The organism is Pseudomonas sp. SA233, from assembly GCF_054792385.1.
Genome location: NZ_CP096449.1, coordinates 60,117 through 80,697, shown reverse-complemented (window position 1 = coordinate 80,697; position 20,581 = coordinate 60,117). Strand labels below are relative to the sequence as shown.

General features: G+C 63.0%; 26 protein-coding genes. 13 read left to right on the top strand and 13 right to left on the bottom strand.

Going from position 1 to position 20,581, the window contains the following annotated elements; all coding sequences use genetic code 11:
- Positions 1-48 precede the first annotated feature (48 nt).
- Both M1D87_RS00405 and M1D87_RS00400 read left to right on the top strand, forming a co-directional pair.
- On the top strand, positions 49-597 hold the full coding sequence (locus M1D87_RS00405) for a gamma carbonic anhydrase family protein (RefSeq protein ID WP_003261048.1): 549 nt from the start codon (positions 49-51) through the stop codon (positions 595-597).
- 121 nt (positions 598-718) lie between these two features.
- On the top strand, positions 719-1,369 hold the full coding sequence (locus tag M1D87_RS00400; RefSeq protein ID WP_085691548.1) for an HAD family hydrolase: 651 nt from the start codon (positions 719-721) through the stop codon (positions 1,367-1,369).
- Between the two features lie 116 nt (positions 1,370-1,485).
- Here M1D87_RS00400 and M1D87_RS00395 read toward each other — a convergent pair whose 3' ends face one another.
- Positions 1,486-2,559: an aminopeptidase gene (locus M1D87_RS00395; protein WP_123085442.1), complete on the bottom strand. Its 1,074-nt coding sequence runs from the start codon at positions 2,557-2,559 to the stop codon at positions 1,486-1,488.
- 85 nt (positions 2,560-2,644) lie between these two features.
- Between M1D87_RS00395 and M1D87_RS00390 the strand changes: the two genes are divergently transcribed.
- Both M1D87_RS00390 and M1D87_RS00385 read left to right on the top strand, forming a co-directional pair.
- Positions 2,645-3,058: a PA0061/PA0062 family lipoprotein gene (locus M1D87_RS00390; protein WP_013970287.1), complete on the top strand. Its 414-nt coding sequence runs from the start codon at positions 2,645-2,647 to the stop codon at positions 3,056-3,058.
- Between the two features lie 55 nt (positions 3,059-3,113).
- A complete protein-coding gene (locus M1D87_RS00385) occupies positions 3,114-3,527 on the top strand; it encodes a PA0061/PA0062 family lipoprotein (RefSeq protein ID WP_013970286.1) in 414 nt (137 codons plus the stop codon).
- Positions 3,528-3,561: 34 nt separating this feature from the next.
- On the opposite strand, the gene M1D87_RS00380 is transcribed toward M1D87_RS00385, so the two are convergent.
- Both M1D87_RS00380 and M1D87_RS00375 read right to left on the bottom strand, forming a co-directional pair.
- Entirely contained in the window at positions 3,562-3,795 is a 234-nt protein-coding gene (locus M1D87_RS00380) for a DUF1161 domain-containing protein (protein ID WP_003261043.1), read from the bottom strand.
- A gap of 73 nt (positions 3,796-3,868) precedes the next feature.
- Positions 3,869-4,294, bottom strand: a complete 426-nt coding sequence (locus M1D87_RS00375; protein WP_013970285.1) for an OsmC family protein — start codon at positions 4,292-4,294, stop codon at positions 3,869-3,871.
- 153 nt (positions 4,295-4,447) lie between these two features.
- Here M1D87_RS00375 and M1D87_RS00370 point away from each other — a divergent pair, with 153 nt between their 5' ends.
- Positions 4,448-5,452 carry an LLM class flavin-dependent oxidoreductase gene (locus M1D87_RS00370; protein WP_123085441.1) on the top strand — a complete coding sequence of 335 codons (1,005 nt, stop codon included), beginning with the start codon at positions 4,448-4,450 and terminating at the stop codon, positions 5,450-5,452.
- Positions 5,453-5,550: 98 nt separating this feature from the next.
- Here M1D87_RS00370 and M1D87_RS00365 read toward each other — a convergent pair whose 3' ends face one another.
- Both M1D87_RS00365 and M1D87_RS00360 read right to left on the bottom strand, forming a co-directional pair.
- Positions 5,551-5,772: a DUF1161 domain-containing protein gene (locus M1D87_RS00365; RefSeq protein WP_003261041.1), complete on the bottom strand. Its 222-nt coding sequence runs from the start codon at positions 5,770-5,772 to the stop codon at positions 5,551-5,553.
- A gap of 101 nt (positions 5,773-5,873) precedes the next feature.
- Positions 5,874-6,089 (bottom strand): dodecin, encoded by a 216-nt coding sequence (locus tag M1D87_RS00360; protein WP_013970282.1) that lies wholly within the window; start codon positions 6,087-6,089, stop codon positions 5,874-5,876.
- A gap of 150 nt (positions 6,090-6,239) precedes the next feature.
- Between M1D87_RS00360 and M1D87_RS00355 the strand changes: the two genes are divergently transcribed.
- On the top strand, positions 6,240-6,563 hold the full coding sequence (locus M1D87_RS00355) for an ElaB/YgaM/YqjD family protein (RefSeq protein WP_003261039.1): 324 nt from the start codon (positions 6,240-6,242) through the stop codon (positions 6,561-6,563).
- Here M1D87_RS00355 and M1D87_RS00350 read toward each other — a convergent pair.
- Complete coding sequence (locus tag M1D87_RS00350) at positions 6,560-7,456, bottom strand: LysR family transcriptional regulator (RefSeq protein ID WP_061305054.1); 897 nt, start codon at positions 7,454-7,456, stop codon at positions 6,560-6,562. The two genes, M1D87_RS00355 and M1D87_RS00350, sit on opposite strands and share 4 nt — an antisense overlap.
- A 111-nt stretch (positions 7,457-7,567) precedes the next feature.
- Between M1D87_RS00350 and trpB the strand changes: the two genes are divergently transcribed.
- Both trpB and trpA read left to right on the top strand, forming a co-directional pair.
- Positions 7,568-8,785 carry a tryptophan synthase subunit beta gene (gene trpB / locus M1D87_RS00345; protein ID WP_015268451.1) on the top strand — a complete coding sequence of 406 codons (1,218 nt, stop codon included), beginning with the start codon at positions 7,568-7,570 and terminating at the stop codon, positions 8,783-8,785.
- A complete protein-coding gene (gene trpA / locus M1D87_RS00340; RefSeq protein ID WP_013970279.1) occupies positions 8,782-9,591 on the top strand; it encodes a tryptophan synthase subunit alpha in 810 nt (269 codons plus the stop codon). The genes trpB and trpA overlap by 4 nt, the downstream gene beginning before the upstream one ends.
- Before the next feature lie 120 nt (positions 9,592-9,711).
- Here trpA and M1D87_RS00335 read toward each other — a convergent pair whose 3' ends face one another.
- Positions 9,712-10,044 carry a DOPA 4,5-dioxygenase family protein gene (locus M1D87_RS00335; protein WP_123085440.1) on the bottom strand — a complete coding sequence of 111 codons (333 nt, stop codon included), beginning with the start codon at positions 10,042-10,044 and terminating at the stop codon, positions 9,712-9,714.
- 52 nt (positions 10,045-10,096) lie between these two features.
- Between M1D87_RS00335 and M1D87_RS00330 the strand changes: the two genes are divergently transcribed.
- Complete coding sequence (locus M1D87_RS00330) at positions 10,097-10,714, top strand: NAD(P)-dependent oxidoreductase (protein WP_123085439.1); 618 nt, start codon at positions 10,097-10,099, stop codon at positions 10,712-10,714.
- 109 nt (positions 10,715-10,823) lie between these two features.
- On the opposite strand, the gene M1D87_RS00325 is transcribed toward M1D87_RS00330, so the two are convergent.
- Entirely contained in the window at positions 10,824-11,723 is a 900-nt protein-coding gene (locus M1D87_RS00325; protein ID WP_123085438.1) for a choline sulfate utilization transcriptional regulator, read from the bottom strand.
- A gap of 108 nt (positions 11,724-11,831) precedes the next feature.
- Between M1D87_RS00325 and betC the strand changes: the two genes are divergently transcribed.
- From betC to M1D87_RS00310, 3 genes are all read left to right on the top strand, one after another.
- Positions 11,832-13,349, top strand: a complete 1,518-nt coding sequence (gene betC, locus M1D87_RS00320) for a choline-sulfatase (protein ID WP_421091518.1) — start codon at positions 11,832-11,834, stop codon at positions 13,347-13,349.
- 14 nt (positions 13,350-13,363) lie between these two features.
- Complete coding sequence (gene choX, locus M1D87_RS00315) at positions 13,364-14,293, top strand: choline ABC transporter substrate-binding protein (protein WP_123085436.1); 930 nt, start codon at positions 13,364-13,366, stop codon at positions 14,291-14,293.
- Positions 14,294-14,380: 87 nt separating this feature from the next.
- Positions 14,381-15,946, top strand: a complete 1,566-nt coding sequence (locus M1D87_RS00310) for a SulP family inorganic anion transporter (protein WP_123085435.1) — start codon at positions 14,381-14,383, stop codon at positions 15,944-15,946.
- Between the two features lie 139 nt (positions 15,947-16,085).
- Here M1D87_RS00310 and aroE read toward each other — a convergent pair whose 3' ends face one another.
- Complete coding sequence (gene aroE, locus M1D87_RS00305) at positions 16,086-16,910, bottom strand: shikimate dehydrogenase (protein ID WP_015268442.1); 825 nt, start codon at positions 16,908-16,910, stop codon at positions 16,086-16,088.
- A 25-nt stretch (positions 16,911-16,935) separates the two neighbouring features.
- Positions 16,936-17,847 carry an oxygen-dependent coproporphyrinogen oxidase gene (gene hemF, locus M1D87_RS00300; protein WP_013970271.1) on the bottom strand — a complete coding sequence of 304 codons (912 nt, stop codon included), beginning with the start codon at positions 17,845-17,847 and terminating at the stop codon, positions 16,936-16,938.
- Positions 17,848-17,981: 134 nt separating this feature from the next.
- Between hemF and M1D87_RS00295 the strand changes: the two genes are divergently transcribed.
- On the top strand, positions 17,982-18,959 hold the full coding sequence (locus tag M1D87_RS00295) for an NADPH:quinone reductase (protein ID WP_123085434.1): 978 nt from the start codon (positions 17,982-17,984) through the stop codon (positions 18,957-18,959).
- 202 nt (positions 18,960-19,161) lie between these two features.
- Here M1D87_RS00295 and M1D87_RS00290 read toward each other — a convergent pair whose 3' ends face one another.
- From M1D87_RS00290 to M1D87_RS00280, 3 genes are all read right to left on the bottom strand, one after another.
- Positions 19,162-19,470, bottom strand: a complete 309-nt coding sequence (locus M1D87_RS00290; protein ID WP_123085432.1) for a Txe/YoeB family addiction module toxin — start codon at positions 19,468-19,470, stop codon at positions 19,162-19,164.
- Positions 19,436-19,720: a type II toxin-antitoxin system Phd/YefM family antitoxin gene (locus M1D87_RS00285; RefSeq protein WP_003259996.1), complete on the bottom strand. Its 285-nt coding sequence runs from the start codon at positions 19,718-19,720 to the stop codon at positions 19,436-19,438. The genes M1D87_RS00290 and M1D87_RS00285 overlap by 35 nt, the downstream gene beginning before the upstream one ends.
- 298 nt (positions 19,721-20,018) lie before the next feature.
- Positions 20,019-20,327, bottom strand: a complete 309-nt coding sequence (locus M1D87_RS00280) for a hypothetical protein (protein WP_031324379.1) — start codon at positions 20,325-20,327, stop codon at positions 20,019-20,021.
- Positions 20,328-20,581 lie beyond the last annotated feature (254 nt).

The window sequence follows — 20,581 nt, the reverse complement described above, 5'->3', positions numbered from 1 at the left end:
CGACCGCAGCAGGCAGCCTGCCTATCGGCACAGATGAGAGACGCGATCATGGCCATCCGAAGCTTCCAGCAACACACTCCGAAAGTTGGGCCCAGGGCCTTCGTCGACCGATCGGCGGTAGTGCTGGGCGACGTGGAAATCGGTGAAGACAGCTCCGTATGGCCTTTGACTGTGATACGCGGCGACATGCACCGCATCCGCATCGGCGCGCGTACCAGCGTGCAGGACGGCAGCGTGCTGCACATCACCCATGCAGGCCCGTTCAACCCGGACGGCTTCCCGCTGATCATCGGTGACGAAGTGACCATCGGCCACAAGGTCATGTTGCATGGCTGCACCCTGGGCAACCGCATCCTGGTCGGCATGGGCAGCACTATCATGGACGGTGCCATCGTGGAGGACGAAGTGATCATCGGCGCCGGCAGCCTGGTGCCGCCGGGCAAGCGCCTGGTCAGTGGGTACCTGTATATGGGCAGCCCGGTGAAGCAGGCCCGGTTGCTGAACGACCAGGAACACGCATTTTTCGCCTACAGCGCCAGTAACTACGTGAAGCTCAAGGACCAGCACCTGGCCGAAGGCTACGACCAACCGGAATGACCGCATTCGCGGGTAAACCCGCTCCCACAGGTACGGCGCCGGCCTCAGGCCCTGTGATATCCCTGTGGGAGCGGGTTTACCCGCGAAGAAGACCACGCAGCATTCAAAGTGGAACCCGCAAATGCACCAGCAAAACATCCTCTTCGACCTGGACGGCACCCTGACCGACCCGCGCCAGGGCATCACCCGCTCGATCCAGTATGCCCTGGCCAAACTGGGCATCGATGAGCCGGACCTGACCCGCCTCGAGCACTTCATCGGCCCACCCCTGCTGCAGGCCTTCATGCAGTTCTACAGCTTCGACGAAGCCAAGGCCTGGGATGCGGTGAACTTCTATCGGGAACGCTTCAGCGTCACCGGCCTGTACGAAAACCTGGTGTTCGAAGGTGTGCCGGAGCTGCTCGAGGCCCTGAACGGCCAGGGCCGCACGCTGTACATCGCCACCTCCAAGCCGTGGAAGTTCGCCCGTGAAATCGCCCGGCACTTCGCCTTCGACCACCACTTCAAGGTGATCTACGGCAGTGAGCTGGATGGCACGCGCACCAACAAGGTCGAGCTGATTCGCCACCTGCTTGATGAAGAAGGGCTGGACCCGGCGCAGACGCTGATGATCGGCGACCGCAAGCATGACCTGATCGGTGCGCGCAGCAATGGCTTGCAGGCGGTGGCGGTAGGGTACGGGTTTGGTAGCCAGGAAGAACTGGTGGCGGAAGAGCCGGCCTACCACTTTGCTACCTTGGCCGAGATGCATCAGGCTTTCCTCAAGGCTTGATGGCCCTGGGGGCTGCTTTGCAGCCCATCGCGACACAAGGCCGCTCCTACAGGCGATCGCGTATCTTCTGTAGGAGCGGCCTTGTGTCGCGATGGGCCGCAAAGCGGCCCCAATTCTCACAGGTTCACCATCAACCGCTGCAACGCCACTTTCCTCTCTTCAATCGGCAACCGCCCCAGTTGCTCGACCCGCTGATAAAACCGCGCCCAGTCCCCACCCACCTCACGGAACACCGCCGCAAACGCAGGTACCCACTGGTCATACAGACCGAACGGCAGCAACTTGGCATTGCTCATCGGTCCATACATCCAGGCGTCATAGCGCTTGTCACCACCCCACTGGGCATCACGCACCTGCCGGTATTCCCGCCTAAGCCGCTCGAACTCCGCCTGCTTGGCCGCCCGCTTCTGCACATCATCCAGAGGCCCGGCATAAATCGCCTGCAACCGCTCGCGGCTGGCCAGTACCAACCGGATGAACTGCTCACGCTGCTGCCCCTGCTCCCCGCCAGAGGCAGCCATGCCCCGCGCCACGCGCCATTGCCGCGTGCCTTCCTGCTCGACGAAGGAAGCAAACGACTCGTTGAACTCGGTGTCGTCCTGCACATAGAAGCGCTGGTGGGCCAGCTCATGGAAGATCAGCGTGGCCAGGCGCTCGTCGCTCCAGCCCACCATCGACGACAGGATAGGGTCGTCGAACCAGCCCAGAGTCGAATAGGCCTCCACGCCGCCCACGTACACATCCATGCCGTCCTGGCGCATCAACGCCGCCGCCCCACGTGCCGCGCCTTGCTGATAATAACCGCGATAGGCCACACACCCCGCGATCGGGAAGCAGTGCGTCACTGGCTGCAACGACAGCTCGGGGGTAGCGAACACATTCCACACCACATAGGGCCTGCCAATGTCGGCATACACCCGGTAGCTGCGGTTGTCCGGCAGCTTCAGCTGCTGGCTGGCAAATACCCGCGCCTGCCTGGCGTGTTCCAGGCGCGCGCGCAATTGCGCCGAAGTGGCCGGATTGGCCAATACCTGCTCCACCGGCTGCCGTGCGCGTAGCAGCTGCCACTGGCCCTCGGCCAACTGCCCATAGTAGGCGGCGCTGCTGCAACCGTTCAGCAGGAGCACCGCCAGCAGGGGAACCAAACGGGTGAAAACAAGGTCGAGTGGCCCAGGGCCTGAGCGCTGCATAAGAATAAGTCGAAGCATCCGGAACTGTCTGACTCGCTCAAGGCCGATTCACTCCAAGACTATCTCGCCAAGGGGGCGTTTCGCCATGCGTGCACTGTTGGTCACCGGCTCATTGCTGCTGATATCCGCCTGTTCGACCTTGCCAGACCCGGACCCGAACCAGGCCTGGATCGACCTCACGCCCTACGACAACACCTCGCTGCACGCTGTGCAGGTAGACGAACGCGACTGGGCCGATAGCCGTTACTTCGAAGTACAGCCCGGCAGCCACGAGCTGACCGTGCGCTACCAGTTTCCGGTTACCCCCAGCAATATCGGCCCGGTCGAGGAGCCTTTGTGGCGGGATTGCCAGGTCAAGCTGACCTTCAAGGATTTCAGTGCCGGCCAGCGCTACCAGTTGCAGGCTGGCAGCATCGGCTTCCGCCCCTGGATCAAACTCTATGACCGTCAGCAAAAGCTGGTTGGCCAGGGCTCGCCTGCAGGCTGCCAGCGCACCTGAAACGCACAAACGGCGCTATGCTTGTAGCCTATAAGTCGCAAGTGGGAGTCTTGCCATGCGCCAGCCCATGATGCTGATCGCCCTCAGTGCACTGGGGGCATGCGCCAGCCCCTTGCCGCCCGTCGACCCCAAGCAGGCCTGGGTCGATCTGTACACCATGACTCCCGGCAGGGTGATCATGGCCGACCGCCTCGACGGCAAGCGCCTGGAAGATGGCCGTTACTTCCAGGTGACGCCGGGCAAGCACGAACTGGTAGTGCGCTTCGATTACGAGATCTACGGTGGCGGCCTCATGACCCAGCCCCGGGATCGTACCTGCTACCTGACTGTGCGCTTTGACAACTTCAAGGCCGGTGAGCGCTATCGCCTGGAGGCACGGGCGCCGGTGATGGAGCCGCAGGTGCTACTGTATGACGGCAGCCGCAAGGTGGTGGTGAACGAGCCTAGCGAGGTGTTCTGCATTCCTTGATATGGGGCTGCTTCGCAACCCCAGGCTCTGGAACCTACCGATCATTCTTCTGATAAATGATCTTCTTGGTCCCGCCATCGCAGGTCCCGACGACCATGTTCTGGTCCTTGACCTCGCTGTTGGGCACGATCTCCAGGGTATAGGAAGAAACCCCCTGGGCCTGGATCTTGGCCTCGATCTCGGCTTTGAGTTCCTCGCACGGCTTGACCGCCGCCAACGCAGATGTGGCGACCAGGGAAGCCAACACGGTGATTGCTACGCGAATCATGAAACGGCTCCTGAAAGGGCAGCGTGCTGCCGACGCTGTTTAGACTACAGCAAACCGCCCTCATTGCACTGCTTCAACCCACCAGCGCTGCATCCAGGCTGATCTTCGCGTTCAACACCTTGGACACCGGGCACCCGGCCTTGGCCTTGTCGGCGATCTGCAAGAACTGCGCTTCACTCGCCCCAGGTACCTTGGCCCTGAGCACCAGATGCACCGCCGTAATGGCAAAGCCATCAGCTTGCTTGTCGAGTGTCACTTCGGCAGCGGTGTCGATCCTGTCCGGGGTGAACCCCGCTTCGCCCAGCATCATCGACAGCGCCATCGAGAAACAGCCGGCATGCGCCGCACCAATCAGCTCCTCCGGATTGGTACCGGGCGAGCCCTCGAAACGGGTGTTGAAGCCGTAGGGGTTCTGCTTTAGCGCGCCACTTTCGGTAGAAAGCAGGCCTTTACCGTCCTTCAGGCCACCTTGCCAGATCGCCGATGCTGTCTTTTTCATGATGCCTCCTGGTCTCGGGTTACATGCTTATGGCTTCAGAGGTCAGCCGCCTACGGCAAGTTCAGAGCAATCGCACGGCAAGCATTGAATCCGTCGAATGTGCCCATACAGAGTTGAAAAGGCCTGTGGGCCAAACACCTTTGCGGAGGCTCCATGACGCAGCTGCGTGACCTGAAGATTTCCACCCTCGACCTGGTGCCGGTACGCGCCGACGCCGGCCCGGCGCAGTCGCTGCGCAACTCGCTGGACCTGGCGCAGCACGTCGAGCGCTTTGGCTACAACCGCTTCTGGGTAGCCGAGCACCACAACATGGACGGCATCGCCAGCTCGGCGACTTCGGTGCTGATCGGCTACCTGGCCGGGGGGACCTCGAGCATTCGCGTGGGCTCTGGCGGGGTGATGCTGCCCAATCATGCGCCGCTGGTGATCGCCGAGCAGTTCGGCACCCTGGCCAGCCTGTACCCGGGACGCATCGATCTGGGGTTGGGCCGCGCACCGGGTTCCGACCAGATGACCGCCTACGCCCTGCGCCGCGACCGCGCCGGCGGCCCGGATGACTTCCCGGACGATGTCGAGGAACTGTCACGCTACCTCGGCCCGCGTACCGATGATCAAAAAGTGATCGCCGTGCCAGGGCACGATACCGAGGTGCCGATGTGGCTCCTCGGCTCTAGCCTGTTCAGCGCTCAACTGGCCGGCATGCGCGGCATGCCTTACGCCTTCGCCTCGCACTTTGCGCCGCGCTACATGCACGAGGCGATCCGCGTGTACCGCAACCACTTCAAGCCCTCGACCACATTGGACAAGCCGTATGTGATGTTGGGCATCCCCATGGTGGTGGCGGAAACCGACGAAAAGGCCGAGTACCTGGCCACTTCGGTGTACCAGCGCATCCTCGCGCTGATTCGCGGGCAGAGCCTGATGCAGAAGCCGCCTGTGGAAAGCATGGATGGGCTGTGGCTGCCCCATGAACGGGACGCGGTGGGTAGCTTCCTCGGCCTGGCGATGATTGGCAGCCCGCAGAAGGTGCGGGCCAAGGTGGAAGTGCTGCTGGAGCAGACCGGGGTAGATGAGCTGATCTTCACCTGTGATTTGTATGAGCATGCGGACCGGATTCGGTCCTATGAACTGATGGCGCAGGCTCTCAAGACCGCGTGATCTTCTTCGCAGGCTTGCCCGCTCCCACAGGTACAGCGTCGCTCTCAGGCCTGTGATATGCCTGTGGGAGCGGGCGAGCCCGCGAAGAGGCCAGCATATTAGCCGCGGCGGTACACAATCTCCTTGGTACCAGCCTCGCAGCTGCCAATCACCTTGCCGGCCGGGTCGCCCTTGTCGACGATCTCCAGCTTGTAGCCGGTGACCCCCTTGGCATCCAGCTTGGCCGCAATCTCTGCCTTGAGCTCCTCGCACGGCTTACCCGCCGCCAGCGCACCACCGGCCAGGGTCATCAGGCCCAGCGCCAGAATCAGTTTGTTCATCACTCGCTTTCCTTGTGCAGATGAAATCAGAAAAGGCGCCCGCCAAGGCGCCCCCTCCCTAAATACCCCATCATGCCGGGCTCATCCAGCCCGGCAGTGTTTCAGCTATTGGCGATACGGAAGCCGACCTTCAGCGTGACCTGGAAGTGCGCCGCCTTGTTATCACGGATATGGCCACGGGTATCTATCACTTCGAACCACTCCAGGTGCTTTATGCTCTTGCCGGCTTCGGCCAGGGCATTGTTGATCGCCTCTTCGATGCTGGTGGTCGAAGACCCCACCAGCTCGATCTTCTTGTAGGTGTGATGATCGGTCATGAGCGCTCTCCTCGGATGATGGTGAGATTGAGCCTAGCAGCGCAGGCCTGGTTTACCTGCGAGCGGTCACCATTGACGAAAGTTCGATCGCACTTTCCCGCGGACCCAAGGTCGCAATCCTTACAGTCCATACTGCAAAGGAGAGTCAACATGCACCGCAATTCGCTGCGTAGAACGTCCCTGGAAAGCATGGAAGCGGAGATCGAGAGCCTTCTGAAAAGCCTGGAAAACCTCAAGCATGATGCGTCGGAGGAGTCCCAGAAATCGGTGAAGGCAATCCGCAGCAACGCCGAGAGTGCCCTGCGTCATTCTCGCCATCTGTTGAGCGATGCCTACGAGGAAGTGAAGCACCGCACCCGCCAGACCGGCATCGCCACCCGCGACTATGCCCAGGAACACCCGTACACGACTGCCGGCGTTGCCATTGGCGCGCTAGGCTTGCTGGCGGCGTACCTGATGTGCAAACGCAACTAAGCGCCCTGTCGCGCCAGTTCCGCCCTTAGCCACTGCGCCAACTGCTCGGCGCGCCCGTCCGCGGCGCGCCTGGGCACCCACAGTGCCAATGCCGCAGGGGTAGGTGAAAAGCCCCACGGCGCACTCAAACGGCCAGCTCGCAGGTCGTCAGCGACCAGCGGCTGCGGCGCAATCGCCACACCCAGCCCGGCCACGGCAGCTTCCAGCAGGTAATACAGGTGCTCGAAGGCCTGGCCATAGTGGAGGGCCGCCGGCTCCAAACCTTGTTCCAGCGCCCAGGTCGGCCAAGCCTGCGGGCGCGAGGTGGTGTGCAGCAAGGCTTCGTCCAGCAAAGCCTTGGCCGGCGCGCCATGCAAGCGCTCGAAACCGGCGAAATGCGGGCTGAGCACCGGCCCGATGCGCTCCTCGGCCAGTACATGCACCTGCATGTCCGTCGGCCACGGCGGCTCGGCGTAAACCAGCAGCGCATCCAACCCTGGCCGCCGTGGGTCCAGGTCGCCTTCACCGGCCGAAAGGTGCAGACGCAGTTCAGGTAAATCCGCCTGCAGCCGCCCCAGTCGCGGGATGAACCAGCGCGCCAGCAGGCTGCCCGAGCAGCCCAGCACGAACGGCGCCTCGCTGACGTTGTGGCTGAGCTCGGCGCACACGCTGCGCAGGCGATCGAAAGCTTCGCCACTTGCATCGCGCAGACGTACGCCGGCATCTGTGAGTTTGATGCCACGCCCGTCCTTCACGAACAGCGCGACGCCCAGGTGCTCTTCAAGTACCTTGATCTGCCGGCTGACGGCGCCATGGGTGACGTGCAGCGCTTCGGCCGCCTGGCTGACGCTGTTGAGCCGTGCGGTAGCCTCGAAAGCCCGCAGGGCGTTGAGGGGAGGGAGGTCGTGGGCCATTTTACCTGTGAGTTTTTCTGACAAGTTTGCGCAATCTTATCGGTTTTCAGCTGGGCTTGCCGTGGTTAGAGTAAAGCCCATCACTCATTCATTACGCCCTGGAGCGCCCCCATGACCCAGTCCCAATACCGCCCCGGCCCCGACGCCAATGGCCTGTTCGGCTCGTTCGGCGGCCGCTACGTGGCCGAAACCCTGATGCCACTGGTGCTGGACCTGGCCCGCGAATACGAAGCGGCCAAGGCAGACCCCAAGTTCCTCGAAGAGCTGGCCTACTTCCAGCGCGACTACATCGGCCGCCCCAACCCGCTGTACTTCGCCGAGCGCCTGACCGAGCACTGCGGCGGCGCGAAGATCTTCTTCAAGCGTGAAGAACTCAACCACACCGGCGCGCACAAGGTGAACAACTGCATCGGCCAGGTGCTGCTGGCCAAGCGCATGGGCAAGAAGCGCCTGATCGCCGAAACCGGCGCCGGCATGCACGGCGTGGCCACCGCCACCGTCGCTGCCCGCTTCGGCCTGCCTTGCGTGATCTACATGGGCGCCACCGACATCGAGCGCCAGCAGGCCAACGTGTTCCGCATGAAGCTGCTTGGCGCCGAAATCGTCCCGGTCACTGCCGGCACCGGCACCCTGAAGGACGCCATGAACGAGGCCCTGCGCGACTGGGTCACCAACGTCGAAGACACCTTCTACCTGATCGGCACCGTGGCCGGCCCGCACCCGTACCCGGCCATGGTCCGCGACTTCCAGTCGATCATCGGCAAGGAAACCCGCGCCCAGTTGCAAGAGAAGGAAGGCCGCCTGCCAGACAGCCTGGTTGCCTGCGTCGGTGGCGGCTCCAACGCCATGGGCCTGTTCCATGAGTTTCTCGAAGAGCCAAGCGTGCAGATCATCGGCGTCGAAGCCGGTGGCCACGGCGTGCACACCGACAAGCACGCCGCCAGCCTGAACGGCGGCGTACCGGGCGTGCTGCACGGCAACCGCACCTACCTGCTGCAGGACGAAGACGGTCAGATCACCGACGCCCACTCGATTTCCGCCGGCCTGGACTACCCGGGCATCGGCCCGGAGCACGCCTACCTGCACGAAGTGAAGCGTGTCGAGTACGTCAGCATCACCGACGACGAAGCGCTGGATGCATTCCACGCCACCTGCCGCCTGGAAGGCATCATCCCGGCCCTGGAAAGCTCCCACGCCTTGGCCGAGGCGATCAAGCGCGCACCGAAGCTGCCCAAGGACCACCTGATGGTCGTGTGCCTGTCGGGCCGCGGCGACAAAGACATGCAAACCGTCATGAACCACATGGCCGCCCAGGAGAAACAGGCATGAGCCGTCTTGAAAAACGCTTCGCCGAGCTGAAGGCCGAAGGCCGCTCGGCACTGGTCACCTTTGTCACTGCGGGCGACCCGGGCTATGACGCCTCGCTGCAGATCCTCAAGGGCCTGCCGGCAGCCGGTGCCGACGTGATCGAACTGGGCATGCCGTTCACCGACCCGATGGCCGACGGCGTGGCCATCCAGCTGGCCACCCTGCGTGCCCTGGAAGCCGGCCAGACCCTGGCCAAGACCCTGCAGATGGTTCGCGAATTCCGTGTGGATAACCAGACCACACCGATCGTGTTGATGGGCTACTACAACCCGATCCACCGCTTTGGCGTGGAAAAGTTCGTAGCCGAAGCCAAGCAAGCGGGTGTCGATGGCCTGATCATCGTCGACCTGCCGCCAGAGCACGACGCCGAACTGGCGACCCCGGCCCAGGCAGCGGGTATCGACTTCATCCGCCTGACCACCCCGACCACAGACGACGCGCGCCTGCCGCGCGTGCTGGAGCGCAGCTCCGGTTTCGTCTACTACGTGTCGGTGGCCGGTGTGACCGGCGCCGGCTCGGCGACCACCGAGCACGTGACCGAAGCCATCGCCCGCCTGCGTCGGCATACCGATCTGCCAATCAGCGTAGGTTTCGGCATTCGTACGCCGGAGCAGGCTGCGGCCATTGCCCGCCTGTCGGACGGCGTAGTGGTGGGCTCGGCGCTGGTCGACAAGATTGCCCAGGCCAAGAGTGCCGAACAGGCAGTCAACGATGTATTGAGCCTGTGCTCGGCGCTGGCTGAAGGGGTACGCGGCGCCCGCCGCTGAACCGCGTCGCCTGCTTCGCGGGCACGCCCGCTCCCACAGGGACAACACAGATGCTGAAAGCTGTGGAGGACCTGTAGGAGCGGGCTTGCCCGCGAAGAGGCCAGCACAGGCTATAGAGGCCTATCCCCCGAAAATCGACAGATTCAGCGGCCGCACCGCCCCCATCCAGATAGCATGGTCACGGTGGTCCGCCAGTTCATCCCCGGTCAGCGGGTGCATGAACACCACCAACCCCTTCCGATACAGCGCCAACCACGGCAGCACCACCCCCACAAACTCCGGCTCGAAGGCCAGCTGGCAGCTCCAGTCCGGGTGCGGCCCCACCGGTTTCTGGTGCATGCGCCCCATGGTCACGGGAAACAGCCGCGCCGCTTCCTCACACAGCTCACGGGCCTGGTCCATGGTCGCTGCGTCGTAGTAAACGTGGGCGTGGTAACCCTTGATCCTCTGCACGATAACTCCTGATTGCGGTCCAAACATCACCACCTGCAAAGGGAGTGATGCAGTGAAAAACGCCGAAACCCCAGTGTTCAAACTGGTCTTGTTCGGGCCTGAAAGCAGCCTGGGCAACGCCCTGATGGTAGAGCTGCTGTCGCGCCAGCACGAAGTCACCGCCGTGGTCGACGACCTCAACCGCCACGCGCCGCGCCCCGGCCTGCATTTCAAGATAGGCGGGCTTGGCGATGCCGACCAGGCGGAGCAGGGCGCGGCAGGCGGGTCGGCAGTAATTGCCCTGTTGTCGACGCTGGCGCCGGACGATCTGCCCGGGCAAGCCCGCATGAGCGAGGCGCTGGTGGCGGGGCTGAAGCGTACGACTATACGCCGGCTGTTGCTGGTGGGCGATTTCGATGTGCTGGATGAGCCGGGCAAGTACAGCGAGGCAGAGCGGGAGAGTGTGGGCCAGGTGGTGGACGGGTTACAGCGCAGTGCGTTGCACTGGACGCTGATCAATGCCCCACAGGAACTGGCCGGGTTGGGGATGGAGCATTTTCGCAGCACCGAAGGTACGCTGGAGCCGGGGTTGGCCGAGCCGTTGCGGCACCTGGCCAGGGTCGCGGCAGGGATGGTGGATATGCTGGAGCTGGATTTGCACCGGGGCGAGCATCTGAACTTCGTGGTCTAGATTGCCGGGGCTGCTGTGCAGCCCATCGCGACACAAGGCCGCTCCTACACGGGCCGGCCTTTGTAGGAGCGGCCTTGTGTCGCGATGGGCCGCAAAGCGGCCCCAAATCTCAAAGGCTACGCTCTTGCTCCAGCCAATCCACAAACCGCTCGATCAAAGCCCCACGCCGCTTGCGTGGTGGCAGCACCGCGTAATACCCGCGCGCCGAGCGCAAACTCCCCTCCAACGGCCGGCATAGCAACCCTTGCTCCACCAGCCCATCCACCAGATGCCCCCAGCCAATCGCCACCCCTTGCCCGGCAATCGCCGCCTGGATCAGCAACGTATAGTTATCAAACCGCAGCTGCCCGGCCGGCGGCGGGCTGGCCACACCAAACCCGCGAAACACCCCCGCCCAGTCAAACCAACGGCTAGCCTGCCCGCCCTTCAAGTGCAGCAAGGGCAATCGTTGCAAAGCCACGGCTGACAAGGGTTTGCCATGAATCAGCCGGGGGCTGCATACCGGGAAAACCTCCTCATCGAATAGCCAGCGGCTCTCGCCCTGGTGAAAACGCCCGTCGCCAAACAGCACCGCCACATCGATGTCCGGTCGCAACATGCCCTGGCTGCGCTCACCGGTCACCAGGCTTACATCCACCTGTGGATAAGCCTCGTGAAAACGCTGCAGCCGTGGCATCAGCCAGAACGCCGCAAAGGCGAAGTCGGTAGCCACCTGCAGCACTTCCCTCTGGCCGCGCCCACTGGCCTGGGCGATGCCATCCTCCATGGCCTGCAGGCCCTGGTGCACCTGTTCGAACAGCACCTGGCCGGCCTCGGTCAGCTCGATACCCCGGTAAATGCGGTCGAACAACCGCGTGCCCAGCTGTGCCTCCAGCCGTTTGACTTGCTGACTCACCGCCGGCTGCGTGGTGCCCAGCTCCAGTGCCGCAGCGGTAAAGCCACGCAACCGTGCGGCAGCCTCGAACACGCGCAGTGTATCCAGCGACAATTTGGCAAGGTGGTCAAACATAAGCAGGGCTAATCCCAGTCATTGCCCGCCATGGGCTTTACCCATGTTATCCACAGTCGCATCTTGATAGGCAAGCGGTTCGCATAACCCTCAACGATGGAAGCCACCATGACGCGCCCGAATATCCTGTTCATCATGGCCGACCAGATGGCCGCGCCCTTGCTGCCGATCTACGCCTCTTCGCCGATCCAGATGCCGCACCTGAGCCGCCTTGCCGAACAGGCGGTGGTGTTCGACTCGGCCTACTGCAACAGCCCGTTGTGCGCACCGTCGCGCTTCACCTTGGTCAGCGGCCAGTTGCCCAGTCGCATCGGCGCCTACGACAACGCCGCCGACTTCCCCGCCGACGTGCCGACCTACGCTCACTATCTGCGCCGCCTTGGCTACCGCACCGCGCTGTCGGGCAAGATGCACTTCTGCGGCCCGGACCAGCTGCATGGCTACGAAGAACGCCTGACCAGCGATATCTACCCGGCCGACTACGGCTGGGCGGTGAACTGGGATGAGCCCAACGTGCGCCCGAGCTGGTATCACAACATGTCTTCGGTGCTGCAGGCCGGCCCGTGCGTGCGCACCAACCAGCTGGATTTCGACGAAGAAGTGGTATTCAAGGCGCGCCAGTACCTGTACGACCATGTACGCGAAAACGATGGCCGGCCGTTCTGCCTGACCGTGTCGATGACCCACCCGCACGACCCCTACACCATCCCCCGGCGCTATTGGGATCACTACGAGGGTGTGGATATCCCCATGCCCCGCGCCGAATTCGACCAGGCAGAACTCGACCCGCACTCGCAACGCCTGCTGAAGGTCTACGACCTGTGGAACAAGCCGCTGCCTGTGGACAAGATCCGTGACGCCCGCCGTGCCTACTTCGGCGCCTGCAGCTACATCGACGACAACATCGGCCTGCTGCTGCAGACCCTGGAGGAATGCAACCTGGCTGACGACACCCTGATCGTGTTCTCCGGCGACCACGGCGACATGCTCGGCGAGCGCGGCCTCTGGTACAAGATGCACTGGTTCGAGATGTCGGCGCGGGTGCCTCTGCTGGTGCACGCGCCGAAGCACTTCGCGCCAGCCAGGGTCAGCGCTTCGGTGTCTACCTGCGACCTGCTGCCGACCCTGGTCGAGCTGGCCGGTGGTGCTGTGGATAACCACCTTCACCTGGATGGCCGCTCGCTGGTCGGCCACCTGCAAGGGCAGGGTGGCCATGACGAAGTGATCGGCGAATACATGGCCGAAGGCACCGTCGGCCCGCTGATGATGATCCGCCGCGGGCCGTACAAGTTCGTGTACAGCGAAGACGACCCATGCCTACTCTATGACCTGAGCCGCGACCCGCACGAGCGGGAGAACCTCACCGGCAGCCCGGAACACCAGGCGCTGCTGCAGGCATTTGTCGATGAAGCACAGCAACGTTGGGATATCCCCAGCCTGCGCCAGCAGGTTCTTGCCAGCCAGCGGCGCCGCCGCCTGGTGGCCGAGGCGCTGGCCGTCGGCAAGCTGAAAAGCTGGGACCACCAACCGCTGGTGGACGCCAGCCAACAGTACATGCGCAACCACATCGATCTCGACGACCTCGAGCGCAAGGCACGTTATCCACAGCCCGCCCCCCTGGATTGAGAAGAGAGGCCGCCATGCACAAGTTCTCCGCCGCCGTGTTCGCCCTGGCCCTGAGCCTGGGTACCGCCACGGCCCACGCCGCCGACAGCGACGCGCAATGCACCACCGTGAAGATGGCCGACCCCGGCTGGAGCGACATCGCAACGACCAACGCCTTGGCCCGCCTGCTTCTGGAAAGCCTGGGTTACCAGGTGAAAATCGACAGCCTGGCCGTGCCGATCATCTACGGCGGCCTCAAGGATGGCCGCGTCGATGCCTTCCTCGGCAACTGGATGCCGGCGCAGCAGGGCTTTCATGACAAGTTCATCGCCAATGGCGATGTGCAACAGCTTTCGCGCAACCTGGAAGGAACCGAGTTCACCTTGGCAGTGCCCGACTATGTGTGGAATGCCGGGGTGAAGGATTTCGCCGACTTGCAGAAACACGCCGACCAGTTCGACAAGAAGCTGTACGGGATCGGTTCCGGGGCACCGGCCAACCTGTCGTTGAAGGAAATCATAGACAAGAATGAGTTCAACCTCGGCCAGTGGAAACTGGTGGAGTCCAGCGAGCAGGCGATGCTGGCACAGGTCGACCGGGCGGTGAAGAAACAACAGTTCATCACCTTCCTCGGCTGGACCCCGCACCCGATGAACGTGAAGCTGAAGATGCATTACCTGAGCGGCGGGGAGAAGTGGTTTGGCAGCAAGGGCGAGGTGTATACCCTGACCCGTAAGGGTTATCCACAAGCCTGCCCGAATGCGGCCAAGCTGCTGAGCAACCTGAAGTTCACGCTGGACATGGAAAACACCATCATGGCCGAAGTTGTGGACAAGAAGATCAGCTTCGATGATGCGGCCAAGGCTTGGTTGAAGGCGCACCCCGAGTTGCTGGAAGGGTGGTTGGCCGGGGTGACGACCAAGGCCGATGGCAATGCGCTGGAGGCCGTCAAAGCCAAACTGTAACCTCACAAGCAAAACCTCTATCCCTGTGGGAGCGGGCATGCCCGCTCCCACAGGGATTGGCGAAACAGTAAGGAATGTGGATAACCCATGCATCGCCTCACTCACCTGCTGCCCTTCCTCTCATGGCTCCCCCGCCAATCGGGCCGCAGCCTGCGCCAGGACCTGCTGGTGGGCCTGAGCGGTGCAATCCTCGCCCTGCCGCAATCCATCGCCTATGCCCTGATCGCCGGCCTGCCGGCCGAATACGGGCTGTACGCCGCCATCGTGCCAGTGCTGGTCGCCTGCCTGTGGGGCTCTTCCTGGCACCTGATCTGCGGCCCGACCGCTGCCATCTCCATCGTCCTCTACGCCAGCATCAGCCCGCTGGCCGTTGCCGGCAGCGCCGACTATGTCACCCTGGTGCTGCTGCTGACGTTCCTCGGCGGCATCTTTCAGTTACTGCTGGGGCTTTTGCGCTTCGGCGCACTGGTCAATTTCGTCTCCCATTCCGTGGTGCTCGGCTTCACCCTGGGCGCCGCTGTTGTCATTGCCCTGGGCCAGTTGCCCAACCTGCTGGGCATGGACCTGCCAAGCCAGGCCACGGCGCTGAAGACCGTGCAGGACCTGGCCAGCCATGCCGGCGAGGTCGACCTGCCTTCCTTGATTCTGGGCCTGGCCACAGTGGTGATCGGCGTGGTCTTGAAACTCTGGCGCCCACGCTGGCCCAGCCTGTTGATAAGCCTGATTTTGGTAAGCCTGCTGGCCTGGCTGCTGCCCGGGTTCTTTGGCCATGTGCCGCGTGTGCCGGCATTCACCGGCCAGCTACCACCCTTCAGCCCGCTGCCGTTGCTGGATGTGGAACTGATCCTGCGCCTGCTGCCCAGCGCTGTGGCAGTGGGCATGCTCGGGCTGGTCACCAGCCTGTCGATTGCCCGCTCATTGTCGGCACGTTCGGAGCAGTTGATCGACGCAGACCAGGAAATACGCGCACAGGGCCTGTCGAACATCGTTGGTGCATTTTTCTCCGGTTACCTGTCTTCCGGCTCCTTCACCCGTTCCGGGCTGAGCTACGACGCCGGCGCCCGCTCGCCCATGGCCGGGGTATTCTCGGCGCTGTGGGTGGCCGTGTTCGCCGTTGCCGGAGCCGGGCTGATCGCGCACCTGCCGATTCCGGCCATGGCCGGCAGCATCCTGCTGATCTGCTGGGGGTTGGTGGACCACCGGGGGATTCGTGCGCTGTTCCGGGTCAGCCGCTCGGAGTTTCTGGTAATGGCGCTGACGGCGGCTGCGACCTTGTTGCTGGAGCTGCAGACGGCGATCTATGCCGGAGTGCTGGCGTCGCTGTTCTTCTATCTGAAGCGCACCTCGCGGCCACGGGTGCAGCAGAGCCGTGAAGGGGAGGCAGATGTGCTGCGGGTGGGCGGGTCGATCTTCTTTGGCGCGGCGCATTACCTGCAGGTGCGCTTGCAGCGCTGCCAGGGGCCGCATGTTGTTATCGATGCGCGGCAGGTGAACTTCATCGATTACTCGGGTGTGGATATGTTGCACCGCGAGGCGCGGCGGTTGCGGCGGGCAGGGGGGAGTCTGACCCTGCACCGGGCCAGGCCGCAGGTGATCGAGGAGTTGCAGAAGCTGGAAGGGGTGGAGTTGTGCCCGATCCGGTTTGAGGAGTGAGGCTGAGATATGGGGGCTGCTTTGCAGCCCATCGCAGGCAAGCCAGCTCCCACAGGGATATCAGAAGGCCTGAGGCCGGCGCTGTCCCTGTAGGAGCTGGCTTGCCTGCGATGGGACCGCAAAGCGGTCCCCGACAATCTCAGCCGCGAGCCAGCTGCCGGCGCAATTCAGCCAGCACTGGCGCCGTATCCGGCCGCACCCCACGCCAGATAAAGAACGCCTCAGCCGCTTGCTCAGCCAGCATCCCCAGCCCATCCAGCACCTTGGCCGCCCCCAGCTTCTCGGCCCACTGGCAAAACGGCGTAGGCTCCTTGCCATACATCATGTCGTAGCAAACCGTGCGCCCCGCCTCGACCAGGCTGTCGGCGATCGGCGGCAACTCACCGGCCAGGCTCGCCGAGGTGGCATTGATGATCACATCCACCGGTTCCTGCAACCAGGCAAACCCGCTGGCTACCACCGGCCCCAGCTCATCGAACTCACGCGCCAGTTGCTCGGCCTTTTCCACGGTACGGTTGGCAATCACCAACGACTGCGGCTTGTGCGCCAGGATCGGCTCCAGCACGCCACGCACCGCGCCACCAGCACCCAGGATCAGAATGCGTTTGCCTGCCAGCTCGACCCCGGCATTCACCGTCAGGTCGCGCACCAAGCCAGCGCCATCGGTGTTGTCGCCCTGCAGGGTGCCATCGGCCAGCTTGCTTAGCGTGTTCACCGCACCAGCGCGCCGGGCACGCGGGGTCAGGCTGTCGCACAGGCGGTAGGCCTCTTCCTTGAACGGCACGGTGACGTTGCCGCCGCGGCCTTGCTTGAAGAAGCCGCGCGCGCAGTCGCTGAACTCGTCCAGCGGCGCCAGCAGGGTGGCGTATTCAAGGTCCTGGCCGGTCTGTTCGGCGAACAGGCGATGGATCAGCGGCGACTTGCTGTGACCGATGGGGTTACCAAAAACGACGTACTGGTCCATGACGGCTCCTAGGTTATCCACAGGCTTACTGGCCGAGCCAGTCGCGGTCCTGCAGGAAGTACTCGGTCAGGCGTGCTTCTTCGCTGCCGGGCGCGGCCTTCCAGTCGTAGCCCCAGCGCACCTGCGGCGGCAGCGACATGAGGATGGACTCGGTGCGGCCGCCGGACTGCAGGCCGAACAAGGTGCCACGGTCGTAGACCAGGTTGAACTCCACGTAGCGGCCACGGCGGTATTCCTGGAACTCACGCTGCTGCGGGGTGTAGGGCGTGCCCTTGCGGCGCTGGACGATCGGCAGGTAGGCGTTGACGTAGGCGTCGCCAATGGCGCGGATGAAGGCGAAGCAGGTGTCGAAGTCCCACTCGTTCAGGTCATCGAAGAACAACCCACCAATGCCGCGTGGCTCGCCACGGTGCTTGAGGTGGAAGTAGCGGTCGCACCAGGCCTTGTAGCGCGGGTACACGTCGGCGCCGAACGGCGCGCAGGCCTGCTCGGCCACACGGTGCCAGTGGATGCAGTCTTCTTCATTGCCGTAGTACGGGGTCAGGTCGAAGCCGCCGCCGAACCACCAGACAGCCTCTTCACCTTCCTTTTCGGCGATGAAGAAGCGCACGTTGGCGTGGGAGGTGGGCACATGCGGGTTGTGCGGGTGGATCACCAGCGACACGCCCAAGGCCTCGAAGCCACGGCCCGCCAGCTCGGGGCGGTGGGCACTGGCCGACGGCGGCAGACCGGCGCCGAACACGTGGGAGAAGTTGACCCCGCCTTTCTCGATCACCTTGCCATCGCCGATCACCCGCGTGCGGCCCCCGCCACCGGCTTCGCGCACCCATGCGTCCTCGACGAAGCGGGCGCCGCCGTCTTCAGCTTCGAGGGCAGAGCAGATGCGGTCTTGCAGGTCGAGCAGGTAGGCTTTCACGGCCTCGGTGCGGCTAGTCATCGGGTCACCAGGAACGGGCAGGGAAGAATTCGCCGCGTAGCATACCACCCCCAGCCCGCGCGCCGCAGTTGACTGCGATCAAGCAAAGGCGTCCGATAGAAGGTCTTTCCCGACCCATACGACAGGAGTGCGAGATGGCCAAGCGTATCCAGTTCAGCCAGCATGGCGGCCCGGAAGTGCTGCAGTTTGTGGAATTCGAACCAGCCCCGCCAGGGCCACAGCAGGTGCGTGTACGTAACCATGCGATCGGCCTGAACTTCATCGATACCTACTTCCGCAGCGGGTTGTATGCGCCGCCAGCCCTGCCTTCAGGGCTGGGCACTGAAGCGGCTGGCGTGGTCGAGGCCGTGGGCGAGGGCGTGACCCGGCTGAAAGTGGGTGACCGCGTGGCCCATGCCGGCGGCCCGTTGGGCGCGTACAGCGAGGTGCATACGCTGCCGGAGGCCAACCTGGTGAAGCTGCCCGACAACATCAGCTTCGAACAGGCGGCGGCGGTGATGCTCAAGGGTTTGACCGTGCAGTACCTGCTGAAGCAGACCTATGAGGTGAAGGCGGGTGACGTGATCCTGTTCCACGCGGCGGCTGGTGGCGTGGGTTCGTTGGCGTGCCAGTGGGCCAAGGCCTTGGGCGCCAAGCTGATCGGGACCGTGAGCTCTGCCGAGAAGGCCGAGCGGGCCAAGGCGCTGGGGGCGTGGGCGACCATCGATTACAGCCGTGAAGACGTGGCCAAGCGGGTGCTGGAGCTGACCGACGGCAAGAAATGCCCGGTGGTGTATGACGGTGTGGGTGCCGACACCTGGCTGACCTCGCTGGACTGCCTGCAGCCGCGCGGGTTGATGGTGAGTTTTGGCAATGCCTCGGGGGCGGTGAGCGGGGTGAACCTGGGGATTCTGGCGCAGAAAGGGTCGCTGTATGTGACCCGGCCGACGTTGGCGAGCTATGCCAACAATGCCGAGAATACCCAGGCCATGGCCGATGATCTGTTCGGGATGATTGGCAGTGGCAAGCTGGTTGTGGATATCCAGCAGCGGTATCCGCTGAGTGAGGCGGCTAAGGCACAGGCAGAGCTGTCGGCTCGGCGGACTGTGGGTTCCACAATTCTGCTTCCTTGAGTTCACTCCCACAGGTACTGCACCGATCTTAAGTGCAGTGCCATCCCTGTGGGAGCGGGCATGCCCGCGAAGCAAGCACCGCGGTGCATGGCACCGGCTCCGCCGGTGTTCGCGGGCGCGCCCGCTCCCACAAGTGCTGCATCGACCTTGAGTACAGCGCTATCCCATTGGAATGGGGTTTGCCAGCAAAGGCGGGGCATGATCAATCGTCGTAGTGATATCGGCACTGCAAGATTGTCATCTGTCCACCTTCGAAGAGGTAGACCAACCGATGTTCGCGAGTAATACGACGAGACCAGAATCCTGAAAGGTCGCCCTTGAGTGGCTCAGGCTTGCCAGTGCCTTTGAAAGGGGTACGCAGGCACTCCTTGATCAGGGCGTTGATCGTTGCAAACACATTAGTGTCAGCATCTTTCCAATGGCAGTAGTCTTCCCAACCTTCTGAAGTGAACGCAACACTTACAGAATTGCGAGCTTCAGTCTTGTTGCGTTGTTTTGACTTCATGTTCATCTATGGGCAGCTCATGAGTAGCAGCTTTACCCGACCGCAGCTGATCAATGGATGCGCGCAAACGCTTGGCATTGGCTGATGACCCCAACAGGTACATGGTCTCTTGCATGCCGTTGTAGTCCTCAAGCGAGATCATGACCACCGGCTCGCCACGCTGGCGTGTAATGATCGCGGGTTCGTGATCCCGACATACTTCATCCATCGTCTGCTTCAGGTCGGCGCGAGCCTGGCTAAAAGTCAGTACATGCATTTCTTCAAATCCTTCCCAGACAAGGCCTGGATCAGGTTTTTCTCGACCCGGACAGGACTGCTGACCAGGCAATAGGCTTGGTGGCTTCTGCTTGTCAAACAGGCAGGCATCAACACAAACATTGTACAAGCCCAGGTACAAAGCTCAATATCCCGTTATCGGGAACCTCGAGAACTCAAAGGATAATTTGGATGCCTTGCGGCAGGCAGGTGATTGCCTGCTATAGCGTTCGTAGGAGCTTTCTGTGGGGGCAGGCAACCTGCTCCCACATCATGCTGCGTCGGTTCTGAGTGCAAGGCTATGCCTGTGGAGGACGGGTGGTTGGTATCGACTCGATACCATCGAGAATCGCCTCAACCAATCCCTCCGCCAGTTCAATGGAATGCAGGCTCGACCAATACATGCCACGGCCTTCTTCGCGCAGGTACTCGAGGGCTTTCGAGCCCGTTTCGTAGGCGCCTCGCAGATACAGAGCTACATGAACCAAGGCGTCCTCGGCGGAAATGTTCGGGTTTACGGTGAACAGCGGTTCGTGGCCGGCATCGCAGCGGCCGAAGGGGCGGGTGGATGTGCAGGGTAGGGGTGGATCGGGGACAATCTTCTTCATCACTAGATCTCGCTTCATGGCACCACCCAGTCGTTACCACACGAATAGGTGGCAGCTGTACGCAGGGTGGTAAACCGGGTGGGAGATCTAAAACCCAGCAGGCACGAAGCCTCCTGCGAACAGCCGCCATGGACTGCCAAGATCACCCAGAACCCGGGTTACCACACCCGTTCGCCAAGTTATTCGGCGACGGCTGAAGACTAAGGGCAGAGGTTCCCACTGAGAAGGTGATGGCAGGGGACGCGGCTCGTAGG